Annotated in this window: 19 protein-coding genes; 9 read left to right on the top strand and 10 right to left on the bottom strand. The window is 42.6% G+C overall.

Annotated elements, in window-relative coordinates:
- Positions 1–47: 47 nt before the first annotated feature.
- Complete coding sequence (locus L2748_RS02705) at positions 48–422, bottom strand: hypothetical protein (protein ID WP_220779661.1); 375 nt, start codon at positions 420–422, stop codon at positions 48–50.
- 167 nt (positions 423–589) lie between these two features.
- Entirely contained in the window at positions 590–1,204 is a 615-nt protein-coding gene (gene slyD, locus L2748_RS02710; RefSeq protein ID WP_220779662.1) for a peptidylprolyl isomerase, read from the bottom strand.
- 712 nt (positions 1,205–1,916) lie between these two features.
- Between slyD and thrA the strand changes: the two genes are divergently transcribed.
- The 4 genes from thrA to L2748_RS02730 all read left to right on the top strand — a co-directional run bounded on the left by thrA (position 1,917) and on the right by L2748_RS02730 (position 7,181).
- The gene (gene thrA / locus L2748_RS02715; RefSeq protein WP_220783288.1) at positions 1,917–4,382 is read left to right on the top strand and encodes a bifunctional aspartate kinase/homoserine dehydrogenase I; all 2,466 of its coding nucleotides are present in this window, start codon (positions 1,917–1,919) and stop codon (positions 4,380–4,382) included.
- On the top strand, positions 4,379–5,314 hold the full coding sequence (gene thrB / locus L2748_RS02720) for a homoserine kinase (protein WP_220783287.1): 936 nt from the start codon (positions 4,379–4,381) through the stop codon (positions 5,312–5,314). Before thrA ends, thrB begins: the two co-directional genes overlap by 4 nt.
- A gap of 44 nt (positions 5,315–5,358) precedes the next feature.
- A complete protein-coding gene (thrC, locus tag L2748_RS02725; RefSeq protein WP_220783286.1) occupies positions 5,359–6,645 on the top strand; it encodes a threonine synthase in 1,287 nt (428 codons plus the stop codon).
- 245 nt (positions 6,646–6,890) lie between these two features.
- A complete protein-coding gene (locus L2748_RS02730; RefSeq protein ID WP_220783285.1) occupies positions 6,891–7,181 on the top strand; it encodes a hypothetical protein in 291 nt (96 codons plus the stop codon).
- An 85-nt stretch (positions 7,182–7,266) separates the two neighbouring features.
- On the opposite strand, the gene nfo is transcribed toward L2748_RS02730, so the two are convergent.
- A complete protein-coding gene (nfo, locus tag L2748_RS02735) occupies positions 7,267–8,121 on the bottom strand; it encodes a deoxyribonuclease IV (protein ID WP_220783284.1) in 855 nt (284 codons plus the stop codon).
- A 246-nt stretch (positions 8,122–8,367) separates the two neighbouring features.
- Here nfo and L2748_RS02740 point away from each other — a divergent pair, with 246 nt between their 5' ends.
- Complete coding sequence (locus L2748_RS02740) at positions 8,368–8,907, top strand: hemerythrin domain-containing protein (RefSeq protein WP_220783283.1); 540 nt, start codon at positions 8,368–8,370, stop codon at positions 8,905–8,907.
- A 58-nt stretch (positions 8,908–8,965) separates the two neighbouring features.
- On the opposite strand, the gene L2748_RS02745 is transcribed toward L2748_RS02740, so the two are convergent.
- From L2748_RS02745 to L2748_RS02765, 5 genes are all read right to left on the bottom strand, one after another.
- Positions 8,966–9,151, bottom strand: a complete 186-nt coding sequence (locus tag L2748_RS02745; RefSeq protein WP_220781052.1) for a DUF3545 family protein — start codon at positions 9,149–9,151, stop codon at positions 8,966–8,968.
- Between the two features lie 241 nt (positions 9,152–9,392).
- A complete protein-coding gene (gene pgi / locus L2748_RS02750) occupies positions 9,393–11,030 on the bottom strand; it encodes a glucose-6-phosphate isomerase (RefSeq protein WP_220781053.1) in 1,638 nt (545 codons plus the stop codon).
- A gap of 16 nt (positions 11,031–11,046) precedes the next feature.
- On the bottom strand, positions 11,047–12,003 hold the full coding sequence (tal, locus tag L2748_RS02755) for a transaldolase (RefSeq protein ID WP_220781054.1): 957 nt from the start codon (positions 12,001–12,003) through the stop codon (positions 11,047–11,049).
- 286 nt (positions 12,004–12,289) lie between these two features.
- Entirely contained in the window at positions 12,290–13,381 is a 1,092-nt protein-coding gene (locus L2748_RS02760) for an OmpA family protein (RefSeq protein WP_220781055.1), read from the bottom strand.
- Positions 13,382–13,608: 227 nt separating this feature from the next.
- Complete coding sequence (locus L2748_RS02765) at positions 13,609–15,975, bottom strand: phosphoketolase family protein (RefSeq protein ID WP_220781056.1); 2,367 nt, start codon at positions 15,973–15,975, stop codon at positions 13,609–13,611.
- A gap of 420 nt (positions 15,976–16,395) precedes the next feature.
- Here L2748_RS02765 and L2748_RS02770 point away from each other — a divergent pair, with 420 nt between their 5' ends.
- The gene (locus L2748_RS02770) at positions 16,396–17,883 is read left to right on the top strand and encodes an alanine/glycine:cation symporter family protein (protein WP_220781057.1); all 1,488 of its coding nucleotides are present in this window, start codon (positions 16,396–16,398) and stop codon (positions 17,881–17,883) included.
- Between the two features lie 113 nt (positions 17,884–17,996).
- A complete protein-coding gene (gene yaaA / locus L2748_RS02775) occupies positions 17,997–18,770 on the top strand; it encodes a peroxide stress protein YaaA (RefSeq protein WP_220781058.1) in 774 nt (257 codons plus the stop codon).
- A 57-nt stretch (positions 18,771–18,827) separates the two neighbouring features.
- On the opposite strand, the gene L2748_RS02780 is transcribed toward yaaA, so the two are convergent.
- Positions 18,828–20,228 carry a M20/M25/M40 family metallo-hydrolase gene (locus L2748_RS02780; RefSeq protein ID WP_220781059.1) on the bottom strand — a complete coding sequence of 467 codons (1,401 nt, stop codon included), beginning with the start codon at positions 20,226–20,228 and terminating at the stop codon, positions 18,828–18,830.
- 136 nt (positions 20,229–20,364) lie between these two features.
- On the opposite strand from L2748_RS02780, the gene L2748_RS02785 reads away from it, so the two are divergent.
- Positions 20,365–20,679, top strand: coding sequence for an ArsR/SmtB family transcription factor (locus tag L2748_RS02785; RefSeq protein WP_220781060.1), 315 nt, complete (start codon positions 20,365–20,367; stop codon positions 20,677–20,679).
- A 384-nt stretch (positions 20,680–21,063) separates the two neighbouring features.
- On the opposite strand, the gene rpsT is transcribed toward L2748_RS02785, so the two are convergent.
- Positions 21,064–21,330 carry a 30S ribosomal protein S20 gene (rpsT, locus tag L2748_RS02790; protein WP_220781061.1) on the bottom strand — a complete coding sequence of 89 codons (267 nt, stop codon included), beginning with the start codon at positions 21,328–21,330 and terminating at the stop codon, positions 21,064–21,066.
- Positions 21,331–21,585: 255 nt separating this feature from the next.
- On the opposite strand from rpsT, the gene murJ reads away from it, so the two are divergent.
- Positions 21,586–23,145, top strand: a complete 1,560-nt coding sequence (murJ, locus tag L2748_RS02795) for a murein biosynthesis integral membrane protein MurJ (protein WP_220781062.1) — start codon at positions 21,586–21,588, stop codon at positions 23,143–23,145.
- Positions 23,146–23,189 lie beyond the last annotated feature (44 nt).

Genomic DNA, 23,189 nt, shown 5'->3' on the forward strand with positions numbered 1-23,189 from the left:
GTGATTGTCTCTAAAACTTGGCTAGATAAGAGTGTTCTCTGATTAGATTAGCTTAATTTTATGTTGATGACTTTATGCTTCCGGTATTGGCGGCGCCTTACCACTAAATAAGCTGCATAGCTTAATAATACTAAAGTGATGACAGGTATATGTGTTGAGTCAACTTTTTGGATTAATAAGGCCGTCAACAAATACAAGCTTGGTAGATGTTCGTAAATAGAGTGAGGTAAGATCCCTTTTTTACGTCGTTTTGACGGGTCTGTACGGCGATTTTGGGAGCGAAGGGAGTAAATCCAACTACCAAATAGGAAAATGGCGATGCATGCGGCTTGGGCTAATACTGAGTCGAGTAGGGTGATCCCTAATCCACCGAGAATTACGTAACTAAGAGGCAGGGCCTCGTATATGGGTTTCGATAACATTCGCAGTTCCTTTGCAAAGTGAAGTTAAAAATCTTGAGCTATATTAGGCGTTGTATAACTTGATCAATGTTGCAGTCTAGAACATAAAAAAGCTCGTTTCATTATCATTAATGAAACGAGCTTAAATTCAATCTAAAGAACGAGTGCTAATGGCTACTAGCTACTCGTTAGTGTCTGCAACCACAGCCGCCGTTGCCGTCACAACCTTCTTTTGCTTCTTTAGTTTCATCTTCGCTACAGCATCCGCCTTCGTGCTTATGCTCGCCACCACAGCAACCACCTTCACTGCCGTGATCGTGACCGCCACATCCGCCGCCATGAGCGTGGATATGACCGTGTGCGATCTCTTCTTCAGTTGCTGCACGTACTTCAAGTACTTCAACGTTAAATACTAAAGATTGACCTGCTAATGGGTGATTACCGTCAACAACGACAACATCATCTTTAACTTCAGTAACTTGAACTGGACGTTGGCCCATTTCAGTTTCAGCAATAAAACGCATACCAGGAACGATGTCTTCAATGTCGCCAAATGCAGATAGTGGTACTTCTTGACGAAGACCATCATGGTAGGCACCGTAGCCTTGCTCTGCATCTACAGTGACATCAAGGGTGTCACCTTGCACTTTACCTTCAAGAGCCGCTTCTAAGCCTGGGAGCATGTTTTCTGCGCCATGCAGATAGATCATTGGCTCGCCTTCAAAAGAACTTTCTACAAGCTGGCCTTTTGCATCTGATAATCGGTAATGGATGCTAACAGCACATTTTTCGGTGATTTTCATATTCGCTCCAATCGGAAATTTGCGCGCATTCTAGCCTGCTTTAACGCTATAAGCGATAGAGTCAATGCACTTATGCTACCTAAACCACATCTTTTATCTGTCGAAAGCACAAAACCATTGCCTAAGTTTTATCCGTTATAGAACTTATCTGTATACTTTGTGCGATTTTATTTGGATAACCTTCCATAACAGCTTGTTAATTAGCTTAATGTCAAATTGTTGAGAATATGCTGTTGGGAGGTTTTATCTCTCAATATTATGTTTTCCCTATTTATGTTCTATATCTAACATTTGTAACTTATATAAGTTACTGTTTAATATGAGTATTAAATCGCGTTGTATTTTAGTTTACGTAAACGTAAATCAACAATCCTTGATGTAATGAGTCAGCAAATGCTTATAAATGAGAGTTTATGACACTTTTGCTACCTTTTAATCTAAAAGGCTCAATAATAACAATTTAGTTAAATTTAGGGGTTGACAGCGTCCCCGTAAAAAGCAATTCTGTTAGTACACAAATTAATCCAATTGGATATTACCTAATTTTATGTTTAGCCACGTTTTAATGACCACAACCATTATTACAACCACCACGATTACCAACGTGGGGGCGGGCTAAGCACAACCTGATATAAGCTAAATATCAAGCCCGCTCCCCCAAAAGGAGCGGGCTTTTTTGTTTCTTGGGCGGGCGTGGTAAAAGGAGTTTACAATGAAAGTTATGAAGTTTGGCGGTACATCGCTTGCAAATTGGCAGCGATTTAAAGACGCGGCAGAGATCGTTAACCAATCAGCTCAAGTAGAAGCTACTGCTGTTGTATTGTCAGCGCCCGCTACTGTGACTAATGGTCTAATTGAAATGGTTGAAGTGGCGGTAAGCGGCGGCGAACACGCTAAAGTTCTGGCTCAAGTTGAGCAGGTTTTCAATGACCTGTATAGCGCAGCTGCAGTGAATTTGAACGCGGAGCAGAACCATTTACTGAATCAGAAATTACAGCAGCAACTGCAATTTTGGGATAGCAAGCTTAAAGGGGTAAGTTTATTAGGTGAATGCCCCGCGAGTGTTGAAGCACAAGTGTTGGTGGGTGGTGAGAAGTTATCAGCAGCCTTAATGATTGAGGTTATGAAATCATTTAATCATAGTGCTGACCTTTTGCTGCCTGAGTCATTGCTGGTGGGATACGGTCCTCAGTTAGAGTCAGCAGTTGATATTGAGGCGAGTAAGTTACGTTTCAAAGCAATTAACTTGGACTCTGCCCAAGTATGGGTGATGCCAGGTTTTACTGCTGGCGATAGCCAAGGAAACATCGTCACTCTTGGGCGTAATGGCTCTGACTATTCAGCTGCGGTATTGTCTGCTTGTTTAGGTGCTAGCTGCTGCGAGATCTGGACCGATGTTGACGGTGTTTACAATACCGACCCACGTGTTGTGGCGGATGCGAAATTGTTGTCGCAGCTTAGCTATCAAGAAGCGATGGAAGTCTCTTACTTTGGCGCTAAAGTACTGCATCCTAAAACCGTTGCCCCAATCGCGCAATATCATATTCCTTGTTATATCCGTAATACCTTTAACCCTGCAGCTGTAGGTACATTAGTATCTGATCAGCCTGATGAAACAGGGCTAAATGTAAAGGCGATTTCTAATCTTGATGATCAAACGATGTTTGATGTATCAGGTCCAGGCATGAAAGGCATGGTCGGCATGGCAAGTCGCACACTTGGCGCGATTTCTCGATCGGGTGTATCAGTGTCTTTAATCACTCAAAGCTCCTCTGAATATAGCATTAGCTTTTGTGTTGCCACAGAAGATGCGAGTAAAGCCAAATCTGCATTAGAACTCGAATTCGAACTTGAACTTAAAAGCGATATTCTTGAGCCGATTGAGATGCGCCATCACTTAGCGATTGTGTCGCTAATTGGTGATGGGATGCGCACTCATAAAGGCGTAGCGGCTAAGTTCTTCCAAGCGTTAGCACAGGCGACTGTCAATATTGTTGCCATTGCTCAAGGCTCATCAGAGCGTTCAATTTCAGCAGTGGTAGAGCAACGTAAGACTAAGCATGCAATTTCGGCTTGTCATCAATCTTTCTTCGACGTACAGCACTATTTAGATGTGTTCTTGGTCGGTTGTGGCAATGTGGGCGCAGGTTTACTTGAGCAGATAAAGCAGCAACGTAACATGTTAAAAGAACAACACATAGCCATGCGTGTCTGTGGCATCGTTAACTCTAAGAAGATGTTGTTAGATCCTCAAGGCGTTGACTTAGGCAATTGGCAGGGTTTATTAGCCGATTGTGAGCAAGAGGCGGATCTTGATGCAATGCTAATGTGGGCGAAAGAGCAGCAGTTACTCAACCCTGTGCTGGTGGATTGTACTTCTAGTGAGTTGGTATCGAATAAATACCTTGATGTAATGAATGCTGGTTTGCATGTGGTGACGCCAAATAAGAAAGCCAACACACGAGATATGGGTTATTACCAAGACCTGCGTAAAACAGCGCTTAAGCAGCGACGTCAGTTCCTGTATGAAACTACAGTGGGCGCAGGTTTACCGGTTATCGATAACTTGAAGAAACTGCTGTTTGCTGGTGACAAGTTACTGCGATTTAACGGTATTTTATCAGGCAGTTTATCTTACATTTTCGGCATGCTGGATGAGGGTATGACTTTGTCTCAGGCCACTTCAATAGCCCGAGATAAGTGCTTTACTGAGCCCGATCCACGTGATGATTTAAGTGGTATGGACGTTGCGCGTAAAGTGTTAATTCTTGCTCGTGAGGTGGGAATGGATCTTGAGCTTAGTGACATTCATGTTGAGTCAGTATTACCTGAGTCATTTGACGCCTCCGGTGATGTTGAAGCGTTTATGGCTAAGTTGCCACAAGTCGATGCACAAATTGCTCAGCGTATTGAAGCCGCAAAAGCGATGGGTAAAGTTCTGCGCTATGTTGGCCAAATTGATGACGAAGGCTGCAAAGTGAAAATAGCGGAAGTCGATGCAACTGACCCATTATACAGCGTTAAAGGCGGTGAAAACGCATTGGCTTTCTATAGCCGTTACTATCAGCCTATTCCATTTGTATTACGTGGTTATGGTGCAGGTACCGATGTGACAGCTGCGGGGGCGTTTGCTGATATTTTACGTACTTTAAATTGGACTCGTGAGGTTGGCGTATGAGCGTAACAATTTATGCACCGGCATCTATGGGAAATGTTGGGGTTGGCTTTGATTTACTCGGTGCAGCCCTAGCGCCAATTGATGGCAGCTTACTGGGCGATAAAGTGACAGTTGCAGCGGCTGATAGCGGCATTTCGCTCGCTTTGGCGGGTTATTGGGCAAATAAGTTGCCACAAAACCCGCAAGAAAACATCGTCTATCAATGTGCTGAGTTCTTTTTAGCACATTTGAATAAAGATGCGGGCTTACAGTTAACGCTTGAAAAAAACTTGCCTGTGGGAAGTGGACTAGGCTCAAGTGCAAGCTCGGTCGTCGCAGCACTGATGGCGTTAAATGAGTATTTTGATAAGCCTTTTAACCAGCAAGAATTGCTGCGTTTAATGGGCGAGTTCGAAGGCAAGATCAGCGGCTCTATCCATTATGACAATGTGGCCCCTTGTTACTTAGGCGGTATGCAATTAATGCTAGATACGCCCAAATCAGTATGTGAAGCGATTCCTGATTTTAAACAGTGGTACTGGGTGGTTGCTTATCCGGGGATTTCATTATCAACGGCTAAAATGCGTGGATTAATGCCAGAGCAGTTTAATAAGCAAACCACGATTGATTTTGGCCGTTACTTAAGTGCATTTGTGCATGCTTCTTATAAGCAAGATGCAGAACTGGCTATTACTGTATTGAAAGATGTACTTGCTGAGCCCTATCGCGCTGGTGAAATTCCTAAATACTCACAAGCTAAAGCGGCTCTTGCTGAACTTGGGATGCTGACGACTGGAATTTCAGGCAGTGGGCCAACTTTATTCAGTATTACCGACGACTTAGAAGTCGCCAACCGCGCTCAGCAGTGGTTAAACGAGCATTATATTGAGGCTGATAAAGGCTTTTCACATATTTGTCGTATCGATGCTCAGGGCTCACGCGTTGTCGATTAACGGCGCTTAAAAAAGAATTAATAACAGAATTAAAGGAAGTCATCATGGAACTGTATAACCTAAAGCACCCGTCACAGGTGGTGAGTTTTACACAAGCCGTTAAGCTAGGTTTAGGTAAAGATCGTGGCCTGTTTTTTCCGAAACAGATCCCAGAGCTGCAAGACATAGATAGCCTATTAGCGCTGCCATTTGTTGAAAGAAGCAAAAAGGTGATAGGCGCTTGGTTAGCATCAGAGTTAGGCCAAGATACCGTTGATCGGTTAGTTGAAAAGGCATTTAACTTCGATGTGCCATTGGTGAAAGCTGATGATAACTTATATAGCTTAGAGCTTATTCACGGACCAACATTAGCATTTAAAGACTTTGGCGCGCGTTTTATGGCGCAGTGTTTAAATGAATTAGCACAATCGGAAAAGATAAATATACTGACGGCGACATCAGGTGACACTGGTGCTGCGGTAGCTGATGCTTTTTATGGACTCGACAATATTAATGTCGTGGTGCTTTACCCTAAGGGGAAAATTAGCCTGCTGCAGGAAAAAATGTTTACTACTCTAGGAAACAATATCCATACGGTAGCAGTCGCGTCTGATTTCGATGCTTGCCAAACTCTGGTTAAGCAGTCTTTCGAAGATTTAGATATACGTGACGGTCTGCACCTCAACTCTGCTAATTCGATTAATATCAGCCGCTTACTGGCTCAGATTTGCTATTACTTTGAAGCGGTTGCGCAGTTTAAGCAGCATCATGACGCTGATCCGGTGATTGCAGTGCCAAGTGGTAATTTTGGCAACCTTACAGCAGGCCTCTTTGCTAAAGCGATGGGCTTGCCAGTTAAACGCTTTGTGGCTGCCACCAATAGCAATGATACTGTGCCACGCTACTTAGATAGTGGGGCTTGGCAACCAGCAGCGACAGTCGCTACCATGTCTAATGCAATGGATGTTGCAGAGCCGAGTAACTGGCCAAGAGTCGAGGCAATTGTAGCTGCAAAGGGCTGGTCACTTGACGATATTGTGGGTGTTGGGATTTCAGAGTCAGATACTGCTGATTCGGTAAAGGCGCTCAATAACGCAGGTTATTTATCTGAGCCCCATGCGGCAATTGCGGCATTTGCGCTTAAGCAAACCTTAGCCGCCGATGAGCAAGGGATATTTTTAGCCACAGCGCATCCTGCCAAGTTTAATGAAGTGGTGGAAGATATCTTACAAATTGATCTCGAATTACCAGAGGCGCTTGCTAGAGTGGTTCCTAAAGCTATTTTATCTGCTGAACTTGAAGCTGATTTTGGTCAGTTAAAGCAGCACTTATTCAAGGTTTTAGCTGTTTAAAAGTCTGATGTTACGTAAAAAGGGAAGCTGTTAATGCTTCCTTTTTTTTGTTGGTAAAATGTGTTTAATCATTTAAATATACACTTGTCTGTTATGCTGGGTTTTAGCTTTGAATTATCAACTCATAGTTATTAACATTCGTAGCGCCTTGTAGCATCCAAACCTGACGTAGTGTGATCTATCTCTCAAATGTTGCTGGCTAACTTCTATATTGTGCGCCGCAGTTTTATAGAGGAGTCTGCATTGTGTTTCGTTTTGTTCTAGCTGTTTTATGTGCGGGTCTGTTAAGCGGCTGTGCAACTGAAGATTTTGAATTGTATCATCGGATTAATGAAGCCTATGATTTTGAAGTCACCCATTGCGATAGTTTCGCCATGGTGACAGGTTTTGGTCGTGGTGATAATGCTTTAGCAGAGGCTAAGCTAAGCGCTATTAAGCAAGGCGAAGAGCTTAAGGGCACCCATATCGTTTGGTTACAATCAGACTTAGGCGAACCGACTAAAGTGGTTGCCGTCATCTATAAATGCTTAATGTAACCTTTAATGAGCACCTTTATTAAGTGCTCATTGAAGGCTTATGCAGAGATTAAGAGGTTAGGGCACGTATAAGGATTTGTTAGCGTTATTGCTTTGCAAGAAAGCGTAACCAGTTTATCTCTTGTTGCCAAATCTCCGGTTGCACCGTTTCTAAAATCAGTGGGATCCCTTGCATAACCTCTAATTTCATAAGACTTGCGAACGCCTCTTGACCTATTTCCCCTAGGCCTAAAGATTGATGGCGGTCGACACGGCTATTCAGCGGTGTTTTGCTGTCATTTAAATGCATCGCTTTTAAGTATTGATTACCAACGACTTTATCTAATAAATCAAAAGTTTGCTCACAGGTTTCTTTTGTACGGATATCGTAACCTGCAGCAAACAGGTGACAGGTATCAATACATACTCCAACTCTAGATTTATCTTCAACGCCTTCAATTATCTGTGCTAGCTGTTCGAACGAGTGCCCTAGGTTTGAACCTTGCCCGGCAGTATTCTCAATCACAGCCGTGACACCTGAGCTGCAATCTAACGCTAAGTTTATTGACTCGCTAATGTTAGCTAAGCAGTCATCAATAGAGATTTTTCTTAAGTGGCTGCCAGGATGGAAGTTAAGCAGGGTTAAACCTATCTGCTCGCAGCGCTTTATTTCATCAAAAAACGCTAACCGAGATTTAGCCAGTAGTTCTGCATCTGGATGACCTAGGTTTATTAGGTAGCTGTCATGGGGCAGTATGGCTTCCATTAAGATATTGGCATCATCACAGTGACGTTGAAATAGATCTATTTGCTCGGTTTCAAGCTCTTTAGCTTGCCAACGACGTTGGTTTTTGGTGAATAGAGCAAATGCATTGGCGCCTATTGCGGCGGCATTGAGTGGGGCATTCGCTATACCTCCAGAGGCACTTACATGGGCACCGATAAAATGAGTTTGCTGCATTTGATCCATTTTCGTTAACGTATGTTGATGGCTGCCATTATGCCATGGGATAGCGTCTGCATAGACGACTTTGTCGTTGGTTGATGTTTTTTATAAATACTTTTTGTACGCAAGTGATTGTTCACTAATTCAAAACAGCTTGATCTACATCATTCAGTTAGCTTTTCACTGCTTGCTATATTGGGTGTTATTTATACGCTTTACTAATATTGAAGGTAGTAGGTGAGAATGAAAGTGGAGACAATTATGCTTGCGAGGCTCATGCACGATCATAAACACATTACGATTTTGCTTAAGGTATTAACCGATAAACATACAAAATTAGCCGCTGGGGAGGCAATTAACTACAATGTTGTGCGCGATATTGTTGAGTATATGCAAAGTTACGCTGAACATAGCCATCACCCTTTAGAAGAAGTAATTGATGAGTTTTATAGGGACAAAGTCGGCTCAGAACAGATTAATCAGCAGTTGACTGATGAACATGAGCGGCTGGGCAAAGCTTCTTCATCATTAATGGCAACCTTAAACTTGATCCTCAGCGATATAGTAGTATCGAAAGAGCAGTTGATTAACGATTTAATTAGCTACGTTAATTTGCAAGAGACACATATGCAGTTTGAAGAAACGGTGGTATTTCCTAAGTGGCGGGAGGTGATTGCTGACAATGAGTGGCAAAATGTTCGCAAGATGTGTCAAGCACGTTTAGTTGACGACCCATTATTTAATGAAAGCGACTCAGCGTTGTTTGAAGAACTGAGGGAATATTTAGATTGCGCTGATTAGTGCAAGCCTAAGATCAAAAAAGAGCGCTACTAGCGCTCTTTTTAATGGTATTAACTTATTACATTAGGAGGCTGTCTAACTCGCCATCAAAACCATTATCCATTTCTTGAAGTTCTTTGAGTAAACGATGCTTCTCTTTTAGTACTTCAATTTCTCGCCATTTACGCTTTTTATTGGAGCTTCTCGAGCGGCTTGGCTTTTCAACAATACTATCTAGCGCACTACCATAATCAAGACGATTCATGGCAACCTCCTTTTTGTTTATTTTGTTTATTTTGTTTATTTTGTTTTCAAATAAATAGCATGATTTTTGTTCATAGTGCAACTTAAATGTTTCAAAAATGTTAAATCGGGATGAAGTTTTAATGTTTTACTTTTGCTTTAAGGGAGCTAGAAATGAGATTTTAAAGGGGGTATTTAGAATGCTTTGCTTTAAAAAACAAAAAAGCCAGTCGAAACTGGCTTTTTACATTTTGGCGCTGTTGCTAGATATTACCCTGTCTAAACAGGTTAATTAAATTATTGCTTGATGCATCTAGCTCGCTAGCATCTTTATCTGCTGTTAGGCGATCAAGTACGTCATTACCTAATTGCTTACCGAGTTCAACGCCCCATTGATCAAACGAATTGATTTGCCAGATGGCACCTTGAACAAAAGTTCTATGCTCATAAAGAGCAATCAGTGAACCTAAAGTTGATGGGGTAAGTTTATCCATCAAAATAGTATTGCTTGGTTTGTTGCCAGGCATGACTTTATGTTTGGCAATCAGTTGTTTTTGCTCATCATCAAGGCTGCTATTGCTTAACTCTGCAAGCGCTTCTTCATAAGTGCGCCCCTGCATTAACGCTTGGGTTTGACCAAAGCAGTTTGAAGCAAGTTGCACATGATGCTCACCTACAGGGTTATGGCTATTAAGCGGCATAATAAAATCAGCAGGCACAAGTGCGGTACCTTGATGCAATAGCTGGTGGTACGCGTGTTGACCATTAGTACCTTCTCCGCCCCAAATAATTGGGCCAGTGCTGTAGTCAACATCGGTGCCGTTTAAGGTGGCTGATTTACCATTACTTTCCATGTCTAATTGCTGGAAGTAAGCAGGTAAGCCTCTTAAATAATGATCATAAGTCAGTACAACATGTGACTGCGCATTGAAAAAGTTGCCATACCAAAGAGAGAACAAGCCCATAATTACCGGCATATTGTTTTCTAAAGGTGTATTGGCAAAATGCTCATCCATTTCATGAGCACCGGCTAGTAACTCACGAAAGTTATCCATGCCAATCAGTAGCGCAATAGGTAAACCTATTGCTGACCAAAGCGAGTAACGACCGCCAACCCAATCCCACATAGGGAATATATTGTTCGCATCAATACCAAACTCTGTTGCTTTAGCAACATTAGAGCTAACAGCGACAAAATGCTTAGCGACATCTGCTTGTGATGCGCCTTGGCTTAAAAACCACTCTTTGGCAGTCAGTGTGTTGGTTAACGTTTCTTGGGTGCCAAAAGATTTAGAAGACATAACAAACAAGGTTGTTTGCGGATCTAAGCCTTTTAGCTTCTCGGTAATAGAAGTTCCATCAACGTTAGCGACAAAATGACAGTTTAAGTGACCGCTCCAGTATGGACGTAGCGCTTGTGACACAATTTTCGGGCCCAGAAAAGATCCACCAATACCAATGCTGACAACGTCAGTAATGGTTTTACCTGTGTAGCCTTTCCAATCGCCAGTGGTTAATGAGTCAACGAACTCCCCCATTTTTGCCAGGGTTTGCTGCACTTCAGCAACAATATTGTTGCCGTCAACATTAATGACTTTGTCTGCAGGCGCCCGAAGAGCGGTATGCAATACGGCTCTTTGTTCGGTGTTGTTGATGATATCGCCTGCAAACATCGCCTTAATCTTGGTTTCAAGTTGCGTTTCTTTCGCAAGCGAGAATAAAAGAGATAGGGTCTCTTTTGAGGCGCGGTTTTTAGAGTAATCGAGCAACAATCCACAAGCCTGAATCGACATGTCATTAAAACGCTGAGGTTCAGTGCTAAATAGCTCGCGCATGTGAGGTAGCGTATTTCTGTGCTGCTCTAATGCTTGCCAAGTGGCTTTTTGAGTGAGTTCAGTCATTTTGAGTCCTATTCCGTTAAGACGAAAGCTTGTCTTTTAGCATCACTTCTAGTTTGCCTTGGTCGATGGCAAAATTACGGATGCCTTCAGCAAGTTTTTCAACTGCCATTGGGTCTTCGTTAAACTCCCAGCGGAACTGTGCTTCAGTCATTGCAGCTTCTGGTGCAACAACTTCGGTTGCAGGCAATAGCTTTTGTACAATAGGTGTCGTGCTATTTTGTAGCTCTTCTAGAAGTGCTGGACCAATTGTTAGACGGTCACAACCCGCTAATTCAATGATCTCGCCTGTGTTACGGAAGCTAGCACCCATCACCACGGTATTGAAACCATGGCGCTTGTAGTAGTTGTAAATACCGGTTACTGAAACCACACCAGGATCTTCGCTTGCTGAGTACTCTAAACCGGTATCTTTCTTATACCAATCTAGAATGCGTCCAACGAATGGTGAAATCAGGTAAACGCCAGCTTCAGCACATGCACGTGCTTGAGCAAAGCTAAATAACAAGGTTAGATTACAGTTGATACCCTCTTGTTCTAGCTGTTTGGCGGCGCAAATACCTTCCCAAGTTGATGCTAGTTTAATCAGGATACGAGACTTATCGATACCAGCGTCTTGGTATAGTTTGATTAGCTTATGGGCTTTAGCAATTGAGCCTGCTTGATCAAATGAAAGACGCGCATCAACTTCTGTTGAAATACGACCAGGAACAATTTTTAGGATCTCAAGGCCGATATTAACCGCAAGCTTATCACCAGCATCTTCGACTTGCTGAGTGATATCGTTGCTTTGCCCTTTGGCATAGTTGATAGCATCTTCGATGAGTGAGCTGTATTCAGGAATTTCAGACGCTTTTAAAATCAGAGACGGGTTCGTCGTGGCATCTTCTGGCTGGTAACGTTTTATGGCTTCAATATCACCGGTATCGGCAACAATGGTAGTGAATGGTTTGAGTTGTTCTAATGTGTTGGCCATTGGTATTACATCCTTACTCTATGAACAGCATCGAATTGGACAATTAATTTAGCAGCTATTAAAAGCCATTTTAATGAACATTCCAACTATATATGAAAAAAAATTACACAAAAGTTGCTAAAAATCATTTAAACGGGCGTTTTTGGTAATCTAACTACGAAATTTTGCTAAGAATTGGTGTTGGGTAAAAGTGTAGTCAAGAAGTATAGCGGTTTTATTAAAGCATCAAATTAAAAAGCTCACGACTTATGAAAGTTCGTGAGCTTTATTCGCAACTTAGATTATCTTACTTTAAGACCGCAGTCTTTTCTGTTCCAGTAACATGCGCTTCGATACGGCGGTTAACGCGATTTGCTTCTGCTGAGCTACCTTCAATCAATGGCTGAGTAATACCAAAGCCTTTAGAAGTCACTTTTGCGGGAGCAACGCCATACTGATTAATTAAAATATCAGCAACAGCTGCTGCGCGGCGCTCAGATAACTTCATATTGTAAGCTGGGCTACCAGTGTTAGAGGCGTGACCAGATATCAATACTTTTGCATCAGGGTGTTGATTGATAAAGTCTGCTAGCGTCTTAATGTCGCCAAGCGATGACTGTTCAACTTTTGCTGAATTATTTTTGAAGTTAGCCTCTAGGTCAAAGGTGTATTCAGTTTCTTCATAAATAGTACAGCCATAGTTATCGACTTGGTGGGTAGACGGTGTATCTGGACATTGGTCCATATCATCATTGACGCCATCGTTATCTGAATCCGCAACGACTAAAGGTGCAACTACTGGTTTAGCTTTACTGCCGAAACGGTAGCTAAGCTCTAAACCCCAATAGTTACTTTCCATCTCCAATGTTTTCCATTTATCTTCGTCAAGGTTTTCATAGCGGCGGTATTTAGCTTGCAGCTTTAGGTTGTCTGTGATGTTGTAACCAATACCTGCGCCAACATAGGGCGCAACGCCGTTATCACTGTAGTATTCTGTGCCCCATTGCTTGTTATTAGAGATAACATAGTTAAATGCACCAGCTTCTGCTGACAAGCTCCAGTCACCAGCAAACGGCCAAAATGCTACCAGACCAAGGTTCATCCCTTTAGCACCAACATCATTTAGCTTGTTTGAGTAATCGACCCATTGCGCTCGCCCTAGGTCACGGTAACCAAGTTCTACGCCAAAGTTGTCATTAAATAAATAACCTGCAAATACGTCCCAGGCATAGGGGTCGTCTTCACCACAGGTCTTCATGGTTTTTTGGTCACAATTAGGTTGGTAGTTGTTGATGCCGACACCGCCACCTACGTACCAGGGACTCATGCCGTCAGCTGCGTTAGCAGCAAAAGGTAACATCGAAGTAAGCAGAACTGCTTTGAGTGTATTGTTCATCATTCAAAATCCTTATGTTTTATTTTAAAACCCCTCCGTCTGTTTGAAATTATTTTAAACAGTGCCAGCACTTATCACGGAGATCCTTTATATTTTAGCTGGCTGACACTATTATCTGTTGCAAATGTAGTATTTTCCACTTTTGCATGTAAATATTTGATTAAATTTTGGTTGTAAAAAAGGGCGCTTAGAATAAGCGCCCTAATAGATAGTTGACTAAAGTGTCTGTATTAACGTGTCCACACCCAGTTTTCGATACTCTCAGGATCGACGCCATTGGCTTTAATATAGTTTCGATGATCAACTAAGCGCTGTAGCATGTCGGTGGTAATCGCTACGTGCTGGGTTTCATCGATGACAGCTTGTTGGAAGAGCTTATAGGCCATATCAATGACCAAATGATAGCGTGATGTACCATTACGTACCCCCATATCAAATGGTGTTGTTGTAGAGCCTTCTTCTTCATAGCCCTTGATTCTAAAGCGCTTACTACCTTTATAATCAAATACTAGCTTTTTAATGGTGTTAGGGTAGCCGTGATAGTTAAATACTACGCCTTTATCAGCGGTGAAGATTTCATCCATTAACCATGGCTTGCTTTGGAAATCTAAGCTACCTAAGCCACTGCTAGTTAATTCTGTCACGCTGACAAAACGGATGCGTACTCGTGGTAACAGTTCACGAATGAGTACAAGCGATGCCATGGCTTCTTGAGTGACGTAATCACCACAACCCACTAGTACGACATCAGGGTTTTCATCAGAGGCAAAATCCCAAACCATCACACCATCTTTAGCTTGTTGGCGTGCTTCCTCAAGGGTGAGCCATTGTGGCAATTCTTTTTTACCAGCAACTAAGATATTGAGTTTATCTCGGTCGGCATAAGCGCGCTCGGTATAAACCAGTGTGCTATTACCATCTGCAGGAAGGTAAGCTGAAATAATCTTTGGATGCTTCTCGAGCATAGCGCCCAAGAATGATGGGTTTTGGTGTGAGTAACCATTATGATCTTGGCGCTCAAGGAGAGATGACAAAACCACGTTACACGCAGGTACAGGTTTGCGGAAGTGCACCCCTTGGCTGGCGTAAACGTACTTACAATATTGGTCAGCCATTGAAGACACAACTTGAGAAAATGCTTCATAAGTTGGGAACATAGCGTGACGACCCGTTACTGTGTAGCCGTGGAGCATACCGAATAGCAAGTTCTCGGATAGCAGCTCAATGACTCGACCATCACGAGACATATCTTCATCCCAACTTTCTATTGGCCATTGCCATGCGCGGCTTGTTTCTTCAAATACCGCTTGTAGCTGATTGGAATAGGTTTCATCTGGACAGAAAATACGTAAGTTGCGTTGATCTCGGTTGAGCTTGAATGCATCACGCATCCACTGTCCCATCTTGTACATAGATAACCCACGGTGGCCGCGAGGAGTTTCGGGTCCGTAGGCAAGTTTAGCGAGATCTGGGTTTGCTAAGGCGCGAACAACTTCACCACCGTAACTTAGGTGCTGGCGACCGCAGGTGAGCTCTTTAGGCGGTAGTAATGTTTGAATGTCTTCATCAAAGATTAATTCACCTTTGTCATTGATAGAGTAAAGTTCATTAAACTTGTAGCTAGCAAGCCAAGTATTTAACGCGTCGAGATGGGCTTTGTCTGTAGCACATTTATTGACGATAACTTGGTGAGACTCGCAGTTACCTTCAAGTTTTTTACCGTTAAACTCAGCAGTACCTGTCCAACCTTTTGCTGTGCGCATTAAAATCACAGGCCAACGCGGTTTTACGATGTCTTCACCTGCACGTGCACGAGTTTGAATATCGTTAATCATTGCATAAGAGGTATCCATGGCGGCAGCCATTTGCAGGTATACGTCTTCTTCTAGTTGATCATCAACAATGATTGGGTGATAACCTAAACCTCTAAATTCTAAATCTAGCTCTTCATGGCTCATGCGTCCCATACGCGTTGGGCCTGAGATCTTATAGCCATTGATATGAACAATTGGCAGTACGGCACCGTTATTCTTAGGAGACACTAAGCGGTTAGCATACCAAGAGGCGGCAAGCGGACCCGTTTCCGATTCACCATCGCCGATTAGACAAGCAGCAATCAGATCTGGATTATCGAGAACAGCTCCCCAAGCAACAGACAAAGAATAACCAAGTTCGCCGCCCTCTAAAATTTGTCCCGGTGCTTCAGGGTTTGCATGTGAAGGGTAACCGTAGGCGGCAGAGAACTTTTGACAAATATCGGTAATGCCGACTTCATTATAAGGAATCGTTTCGGGGTAAAAGTGACTCAGAGAGCCTTCCATAAATAAGTTTGCTTGCACTGCTGGAAAACCATGACCCGGGCCAACAAGATACACAAAAGAGCGGTTATGTTTAGTGATTAGCCGGTTGACGTTTGCATAGACAAAGTTGATTCCTGGGCAAGTTCCCCAGTGTCCCAGTAGCCTCGGCTTGATATCGCTGTGTTCAAGTGCGCGTTTATGCAGCACGTTCTGCTTTAAATAAATTTGTGACGTCGCCAGAAAGTTAGTTGCTCGAACAAACTTTTTAAGTGCGATGATTTCTTGTTGATGTGCCATAAATAACCCCATTTACGTAATCATAAAGTTAAACAAATTTCTTACTAAGCACTATATTTGTAGTTTTATTACAAAAACGTGTGGTACCTCTGATTTTTTGAAAGCTTTTTGTACAAATAAATGTAGGGGAATTGCATGTAGTTGTTGTGTTAATTTGGTTAAAATGATTAACGGCATATAAAGAGCAATGTGATGTGGTTGTCAGCTAAATGAGAAACTGTGATCTATATCGCTCGGGGTTGAAGCAATGCTATGCTATTTTGCTGCGCGGAATACAGCAGGCGTGATGTAGCTTTTCCACGTTTAAGATAATTTGAAAATAAAATCTGCTGTTATTTAAATACTTTATGAAGGACAAACACAGGGGAAACCTAATCTAGTGATTCGTTAGATTAAGTTTGTCATGGGGATTGAAATTATATGATAGAAACAACGGTTAATTTTCTCAATGCGCTGCTTTGGGGAAAGCTATTAGTATACGGACTGGTTGGCGCCGGGCTGTACTTTACCATTCGACTGGCATTTATCCAGCTTACTCACTTTAAGCATTCAGGTGAAATTATGCTTAAGAGCCGCCAAGGTGGCGGAAGAAGTGGTCTTTCATCATTCCAAGTTTTTTGTACCAGTATGGCTGCTCGCGTAGGTGCAGGTAACATGGCTGGGGTTGCGGTAGCGATTACAGCAGCAGGTCCAGGAGCTGTATTTTGGATGTGGCTTATCGCTATTTTAGGTATGGCAACTGCGATGATTGAATCGACATTAGCACAGGTTTATAAAGTGCGTGATGAAGACGGTCAGTTTCGTGGCGGCCCTTCGTATTACATGGAAAAAGGCCTTGGTCAGCGTTGGATGGGGATTCTATTCTCTATATTCCTGATCGTAGCCTTTGGTCTAGTGTTTAACGCGGTACAGGCAAATACTATTACTGGTGCGATGACCCAGGTGTTTGGTCTTGACCCAGTATACGTTGGTATCGCGATTGTATTTGTTAGTGCATTTGTGATTGTCGGTGGCTTGAAAAAAGTTGCCAAAGTATCAGAAATTGTTGTGCCGATAATGGCTGTTGCTTATATCTTGATTGCTTTTGTTGTTGTTGCAATGAACATTGAAAAGCTACCTGATGTATTTATGCTGGTTATTAGAAGTGCATTTGGTCTACAAGAAGCGGTTGCTGGTGGCGTGGCGTATACCATTGCTCAAGCGATGCAAGCAGGTATCGCTCGTGGCTTGTTCTCTAACGAAGCGGGTATGGGTAGTGCTGCGAACGTTGCGGCAAGTGCATCACCAAATCCCAATCACCCTGCATCACAAGGCTTTGTGCAGATGATGGGCGTATTTGTTGATACTATCGTTATCTGTACGGCTACCGCTGCAATTATTTTGTTAGCGGGTGACTTAGGTTCTGATGGTGACGGTATTAAGTTAACCATTGAGGCGTTAACTCAGCATGTTGGCCCATGGGGTGGTGGATTCGTAGCGTTAGCTATTTTACTGTTTTGCTTTACCTCTATCATTGCCAACTACTCTTATGCTGAAACCAATGTTATTTTCTTATCTGGTAATAGTAAGAAAGCATTGCCAATATTCAGAGTCTGTGTGCTTGGTATGGTAATGTTTGGTGCAGTTGCAAAAATTGGTCTTGTATGGAATTTAGCCGATGTTTCTATGGGATTAATGGCGACAGTTAACATTATTGCTTTGCTGCTTTTATCGGGTTTGGCAGTTCGTGTGATTAACGATTATCGCCAGCAACTAAAGGGTGGGGTTACTCCTACATTTGACGCTAGCAAGTTTCCTGAACTATCAAACTTAGAAGGCGGGATCTGGACCAGCAAAACTGTTGAGGAAGAAGCTAAGGCACAAGCAAAAGCTGAAGCTCAGGCCGAGGCCGATGCAGCTAGAGGCTAATCTATAAGTTTTATTAGCCCAATCTAAAAAACCACGCTGTTTAAGCGTGGTTTTTTTGTATTTGATCAGTATGATTGTGGCAATTGAAAAATATCTCTTTAAAGGACTTAGGCATGCTGATTTTGATTTCTCCGGCAAAAACATTAGATTTTGAAAACCCAGCGGGCAGTGATAGCTACACGATGCCAACATTGCTGGAGCAAAGTGAACAGCTTATTGAGGTGTGTCGAAAGTTAACGCCAGCAGATATTGCGACCCTAATGAAAGTGAGTGATAAAATTGCGGGCTTAAACGTAGCGAGATTTAGCTCTTGGCAGAAAGAGTTTACGCCAGAAAATGCCAAGCAGGCGGTGTTTGCCTTTCGCGGCGATGTATACACGGGTCTAGATGCCGATACACTTTCTCCTCAAGGAATTGATAAGGCTCAACAGCAATTAAGAATTTTATCTGGCTTATATGGATTACTGAAGCCATTAGATTTAATGCAACCATATCGTTTGGAGATGGGAACGCGTTTAGCTAACGAACGTGGTACTAATCTTTATCAGTTTTGGGGCGATATCATTACTGACGAACTGAACCAAACAACCGCAGAACAGGGCAGTGAGTTTATTGTTAACTTAGCGTCTAATGAGTATTTTAAAGCGGTTAAACCTAAGAAGCTTAATGCAAGCTTAATTACGCCAGTGTTTAAAGACTGTAAGAATGGCCAATACAAGGTGATTAGCTTCTTTGCAAAAAAGGCCCGAGGCATGATGGTGCGTTACATTCTCGACAATAATGTAGACTCTCTTGAGGGGGTAACTGAGTTCAATACCGCAGGTTATTACTATAGTGAGAAAGACTCTAGTATGAATGAGCCTGTGTTCTTACGTGAAGAGCAGTAAGCCAACTCATACAAAAAAGCAGCCTAATGGCTGCTTTTTTGTTTCAACTACTTGCCATTACTTTGTAGCGATTGGACGTAGCTCTATTTTTGACTGCGCCATTAAATAAGCGAACTGCGCATAAGCAGCCACATTTTGCTGCAGTGCTGCGGGGTCAATTTTGTCCAAGGTATCGTTCGGGGTATGGTGATAGTCAAAATAGTCACTGCCATCTTGCCTTAACGATGCAACTGGAACGCCCATTGAGGGTAGCATGGATACATCAGGGCCTCCAGAGGCCTTGTTGTTGCCCATAACCACGCCATTTGCCGTCATAGGTTGGCTATGCTTAATTAGCTCTTTATAGCCTTGCTCACTGGCTTTGAAATCGATTTGATAAATACGACCCGCGCCAAAGTCCGATTCGGCAGCAATATAGTGCTGCTGAAGCTCTGCTTGATGGGCTTTAGCATAGGTCTTACCGCCAATGAGACCAACTTCTTCAGCGGCATATAAAACCACTCTCACTGTTCTTGCGGGTTTAAGGGGTAAATCTTGGATTAGTTTTCCAGCAGCGGTAACAATGGCAACACCGGCGCCATCATCAATAGCACCAGTACCTTCATCCCATGAGTCTAAATGCGCGCCAATTAATACTATCTCGGTAGGCTTAGTTGAACCGGTGACTTCAGCGATGACGTTGTATGAGGTAGCTACGCCTTGGTTTTCTGCCGACAGCTGTAGCTTAATGCTAATATTTTTACTGCGCTTAAGCATTGCATTAATCAGATCCGCATCAGGATTAGACATGGCTGCAGCGGGGATTTTTTTCACGCCCTCTTGGTAACGCATCATACCTGTATGCGCCATTCGGTCGTGATCAGTACCAATTGAGCGAATGATTATTGCCAATGCGCCTTTTTGCGCAGCAGCAATGGCGCCTTTTGAACGACCGCCAACGCTTTGACCGTAACCTTTGCCGGTTTTATGGCGTTCAGTCACATGGTCAATAAAAACGATTTTTCCGGCAACACTGGCTGCGTTTGCCGCTTGCAATGCCTTGAGGCTATCAAAGCGAATAATGTTTGCTTCGACTCCTTCTGTCGGTGTGGCGACACTTCCCCCTAATGCTGTGATTACTAAAGGTTGAGGGTAGGGCGCTGTTATTGAGGCTTTGGCTTCACCACGATGCCAAACAGGCACCTGAACAGCTTCTTTATAAACTCTGTCAAACCCTAGTCCTTTTAGTTTACTTTCAGCCCAGGCGACAGCAACCAAATCTTGTTCACTTCCGGCGAGTCTAGGCCCAACTTCTACCGTTAATGATTCAACTAATTCATAGGCGAGATTAGAGCTAAGTGCTTTTTGTTGTAATTCTTGACTCACAAGCTTATCCGCAGAGTCCGTACCGGTCGTTTGACAACCAATTAAGCTAAGCGAAATCAGGCCAAAAAGTACATTGAGATAGTTGTTTTTCATAAGTTTCCTTTGTTTTTATTACGTATATCTCACTTTTAAAAACAATCTAGCAAAAAGTGTGCTTTATGTCCCGACTATATCTGTAAGGCGACGCTATATTAGGGGGGTCGGTTTGTTTTAGGAGAAATGGCTCGTAATGAATATAGAATTAATGCAGCAACGAGCAGATCATGCCGTTGTACTTTTGAAGGCGTTGGCCAACGAACGTCGTCTGTTTATTTTGTGTTACCTTCTAAATGAAGGCGAGATGTGTGTTGGTGAAATGAACAAAAAACTGGGCTTGAGCCAATCAGCTTTATCTCAGCACTTAGCTTGGTTACGTAAAGATAATTTGGTAGAAACACGCAAAGAAGCTCAAACGGTTTATTATTCGTTAAAGAGTGACGAAGTCGCTGAAATTATTAAATTGCTTAACAATATCTATTGCGAAAGTTTAAAAACAGTTGCTTAGTAAGCGTGTTTGCAAATGAAGACCAGTTGCCGAGCAGCTGGTTTTTATTGTTTGGAATAACACTGAGATAGTGAGTAACTAAGCGTGGAGGTTATCACGTAAGTTAGTAGAGTTTTGTAAATTAGAAGAACTAGTTAGATATTACTCTGGAAACTTATGCTGCTCGCTTTTAAATGCGATTGCATTGGGTTACTCATTTATAACTTGGTTATCTGAACGTAGAATTGAAAGACTAATGGAGAGGCGTGCCTCTCTATTTTTATGCCTGTAATTTGTGAAAGTGGTGGTATTGCGCAGATTTTGCTATCAGTTTGCTTTTCTAGGAAGTAATAGATATAAAAAAACCGGCCGAGGCCGGTTTTTATCTTGCTTTAAAGCTAAAAATTAAGCAGCGATTGCTTTGATTTTAGCGTTTAAGCGTGACTTATAACGAGCAGCCTTATTCTTGTGAATAAGACCTTTAGTCGCCATACGGTCAACAATTGGTTGTGCTACAGCGAAAGCAGCAGTAGCTGTCGCGTGGTCACCTGCATTGATTGCAGCGATTACTTTTTTAACGTAAGTACGTAGCATTGAGCTACGGCTAGCGTTGTGCTGGCGACGCTTTTCAGATTGAAGCGCGCGCTTCTTTGCAGACTTGCTATTAGCCAAGGTGCAACTCCTAAAACTGGGATTGGTATTTTTAAGGTCGAGGAATATGCCCTATTTATGTCACTTTGTCAATGACAATGATTGAATCAGTTCGATTAACTCAAAATAATCCAACCAGCTTGGCTATCTTCAACCTAACTCGTGTAATATGTGGCGCAATTCTAGCAGGTATTACAATAAGACAATAGGGCTAATACCGATTTTTCCGTGATATTGCCAAAGTTATTTAGCTCCGTTATGGGAGCAGGGGGCGTTTTGAGCAAGAAGTTACTAAGGTCAGGCATAATAGTGAGTGCCATGACATTGATTTCCCGTGTTTTAGGTTTGGTCAGAGATGTGGTCATTGCCAATCTCATGGGGGCAGGCAGCAGTGCTGATGTTTTTTTCTTTGCAAATAAGATCCCAAATTTTTTAAGGCGTCTTTTTGCTGAAGGCGCGTTTGCTCAAGCCTTTGTGCCTGTGTTAACTGAGTATCAAGAAAAGAACACTCGTGCCGAGGTTAATGAATTAATCGGTAAAGTAGCCGGTACTTTAGGGATATTGGTAAGCATAGTGACTTTGGTGGGGGTTATTGCTTCGCCAGTGTTAACGGCACTATTCGGTGGCGGGTGGTTTCTTGCTTGGCTTAATGATGAGCCTAATGGTGAAAAATTCGAGCTTGCCTCGTTAATGTTAAAAATTACCTTCCCGTATTTGTGGTTTATTACGTTTACGGCCTTAGCCGGTTCTATTCTTAATACTCGAGGCCGCTTTGCGGTATCCGCTTTTACACCGGTATTTTTGAATATCGCCATTATCAGCGCCGCAATTTTTCTGGCGCCAAATATGCAACAGCCGGAAATAGGCTTAGCTTGTGGGGTGTTCTTAGGCGGATTGATTCAGTTTTTGTTTCAAATCCCTTTCCTTATACAAGAAAAGGCACTGGTTAAACCTAGCTGGGGTTGGAATCACCCTGGAGTAACAAAAATTCGAACCCTAATGATCCCAGCGTTGTTTGGCGTATCGGTATCACAAATTAACTTGTTACTAGATACTTTTATTGCCAGCTTCTTAATGACAGGATCAATCAGTTGGTTGTATTACTCAGATCGTTTACTTGAGTTCCCGTTAGGTTTGTTTGGTATTGCTATTGCTACGGTTATTCTACCAGCTTTATCTAAAAGGCACGTTAATGCTGAAAGTGGCGAATTTGCTAAAACCATGGATTGGGGAGTTAAGGCCATCGTTTTGCTTGGTCTGCCGGCAATGTGTGGCCTGATTATTTTAGCTAAACCTATGCTAATGGTACTCTTTATGCGTGGTGCATTTGGCTATGATGATGTTGAAATGGCGTCCTACAGTTTAATGGCATACGGTAGTGGTCTATTAAGCTTTATGATGATTAAAATTCTTGCACCAGGATATTACTCTAGGCAAGACACTAAAACGCCGGTGCGTTACGGCATCATCGCTATGGTCAGCAATATGGTGTTCAACCTGATTTTTGCAATTCCGTTTGGTTATGTTGGGCTCGCGATTGCGACGTCAATGTCTGCGCTGTTGAATGCATTCTTATTGTATCGAGGCTTACACAAAGCCAACGTTTACCGATTTAATAAAGGTACATTATATTTCTTTGGCAAGGCAGTTATTGCCGCAACGGTAATGGTGTTGGTAATATTTAAGTTTGATCCATCATTAGCACAATGGTTGGACTTTTCATTTGTTGAGCGCAGTTATACCTTGGCGAAGTTGATTGCATTTGCAGCAATCTCATACTTTATTTGCTTAGTTTTGTTGGGAATTCGACCTTGGAAGATGAAAGCTGCAGTATGAGTGCTGATTATGACGGCTAGCTGGTATATAATCCGCCCATTTAC

The sequence above is a fragment of the Shewanella sairae genome (assembly GCF_023283535.1).
Classification (GTDB): Bacteria; Pseudomonadota; Gammaproteobacteria; order Enterobacterales; family Shewanellaceae; genus Shewanella; species Shewanella sairae.

Bases quoted from the DNA above. Each gene is read 5' to 3' on its own strand.
- nfo (WP_220783284.1), bottom strand. From the start codon at position 8,121: ATGCAGCAAACTCATTTTATCGGTGCCCATGTAAGTGCCTCTGGAGGT.
- yaaA (WP_220781058.1), top strand. From the start codon at position 17,997: ATGCTGATTTTGATTTCTCCGGCAAAAACATTAGATTTTGAAAACCCA.
- slyD (WP_220779662.1), bottom strand. From the start codon at position 1,204: ATGAAAATCACCGAAAAATGTGCTGTTAGCATCCATTACCGATTATCA.
- L2748_RS02780 (WP_220781059.1), bottom strand. From the start codon at position 20,228: ATGAAAAACAACTATCTCAATGTACTTTTTGGCCTGATTTCGCTTAGC.
- L2748_RS02765 (WP_220781056.1), bottom strand. From the start codon at position 15,975: ATGGCACATCAACAAGAAATCATCGCACTTAAAAAGTTTGTTCGAGCA.
- tal (WP_220781054.1), bottom strand. From the start codon at position 12,003: ATGGCCAACACATTAGAACAACTCAAACCATTCACTACCATTGTTGCC.
- L2748_RS02705 (WP_220779661.1), bottom strand. From the start codon at position 422: ATGTTATCGAAACCCATATACGAGGCCCTGCCTCTTAGTTACGTAATT.
- thrC (WP_220783286.1), top strand. From the start codon at position 5,359: ATGGAACTGTATAACCTAAAGCACCCGTCACAGGTGGTGAGTTTTACA.
- L2748_RS02745 (WP_220781052.1), bottom strand. From the start codon at position 9,151: ATGAATCGTCTTGATTATGGTAGTGCGCTAGATAGTATTGTTGAAAAG.
- thrA (WP_220783288.1), top strand. From the start codon at position 1,917: ATGAAAGTTATGAAGTTTGGCGGTACATCGCTTGCAAATTGGCAGCGA.
- L2748_RS02770 (WP_220781057.1), top strand. From the start codon at position 16,396: ATGATAGAAACAACGGTTAATTTTCTCAATGCGCTGCTTTGGGGAAAG.
- L2748_RS02785 (WP_220781060.1), top strand. From the start codon at position 20,365: ATGAATATAGAATTAATGCAGCAACGAGCAGATCATGCCGTTGTACTT.
- L2748_RS02740 (WP_220783283.1), top strand. From the start codon at position 8,368: ATGCTTGCGAGGCTCATGCACGATCATAAACACATTACGATTTTGCTT.
- pgi (WP_220781053.1), bottom strand. From the start codon at position 11,030: ATGACTGAACTCACTCAAAAAGCCACTTGGCAAGCATTAGAGCAGCAC.
- L2748_RS02760 (WP_220781055.1), bottom strand. From the start codon at position 13,381: ATGATGAACAATACACTCAAAGCAGTTCTGCTTACTTCGATGTTACCT.
- thrB (WP_220783287.1), top strand. From the start codon at position 4,379: ATGAGCGTAACAATTTATGCACCGGCATCTATGGGAAATGTTGGGGTT.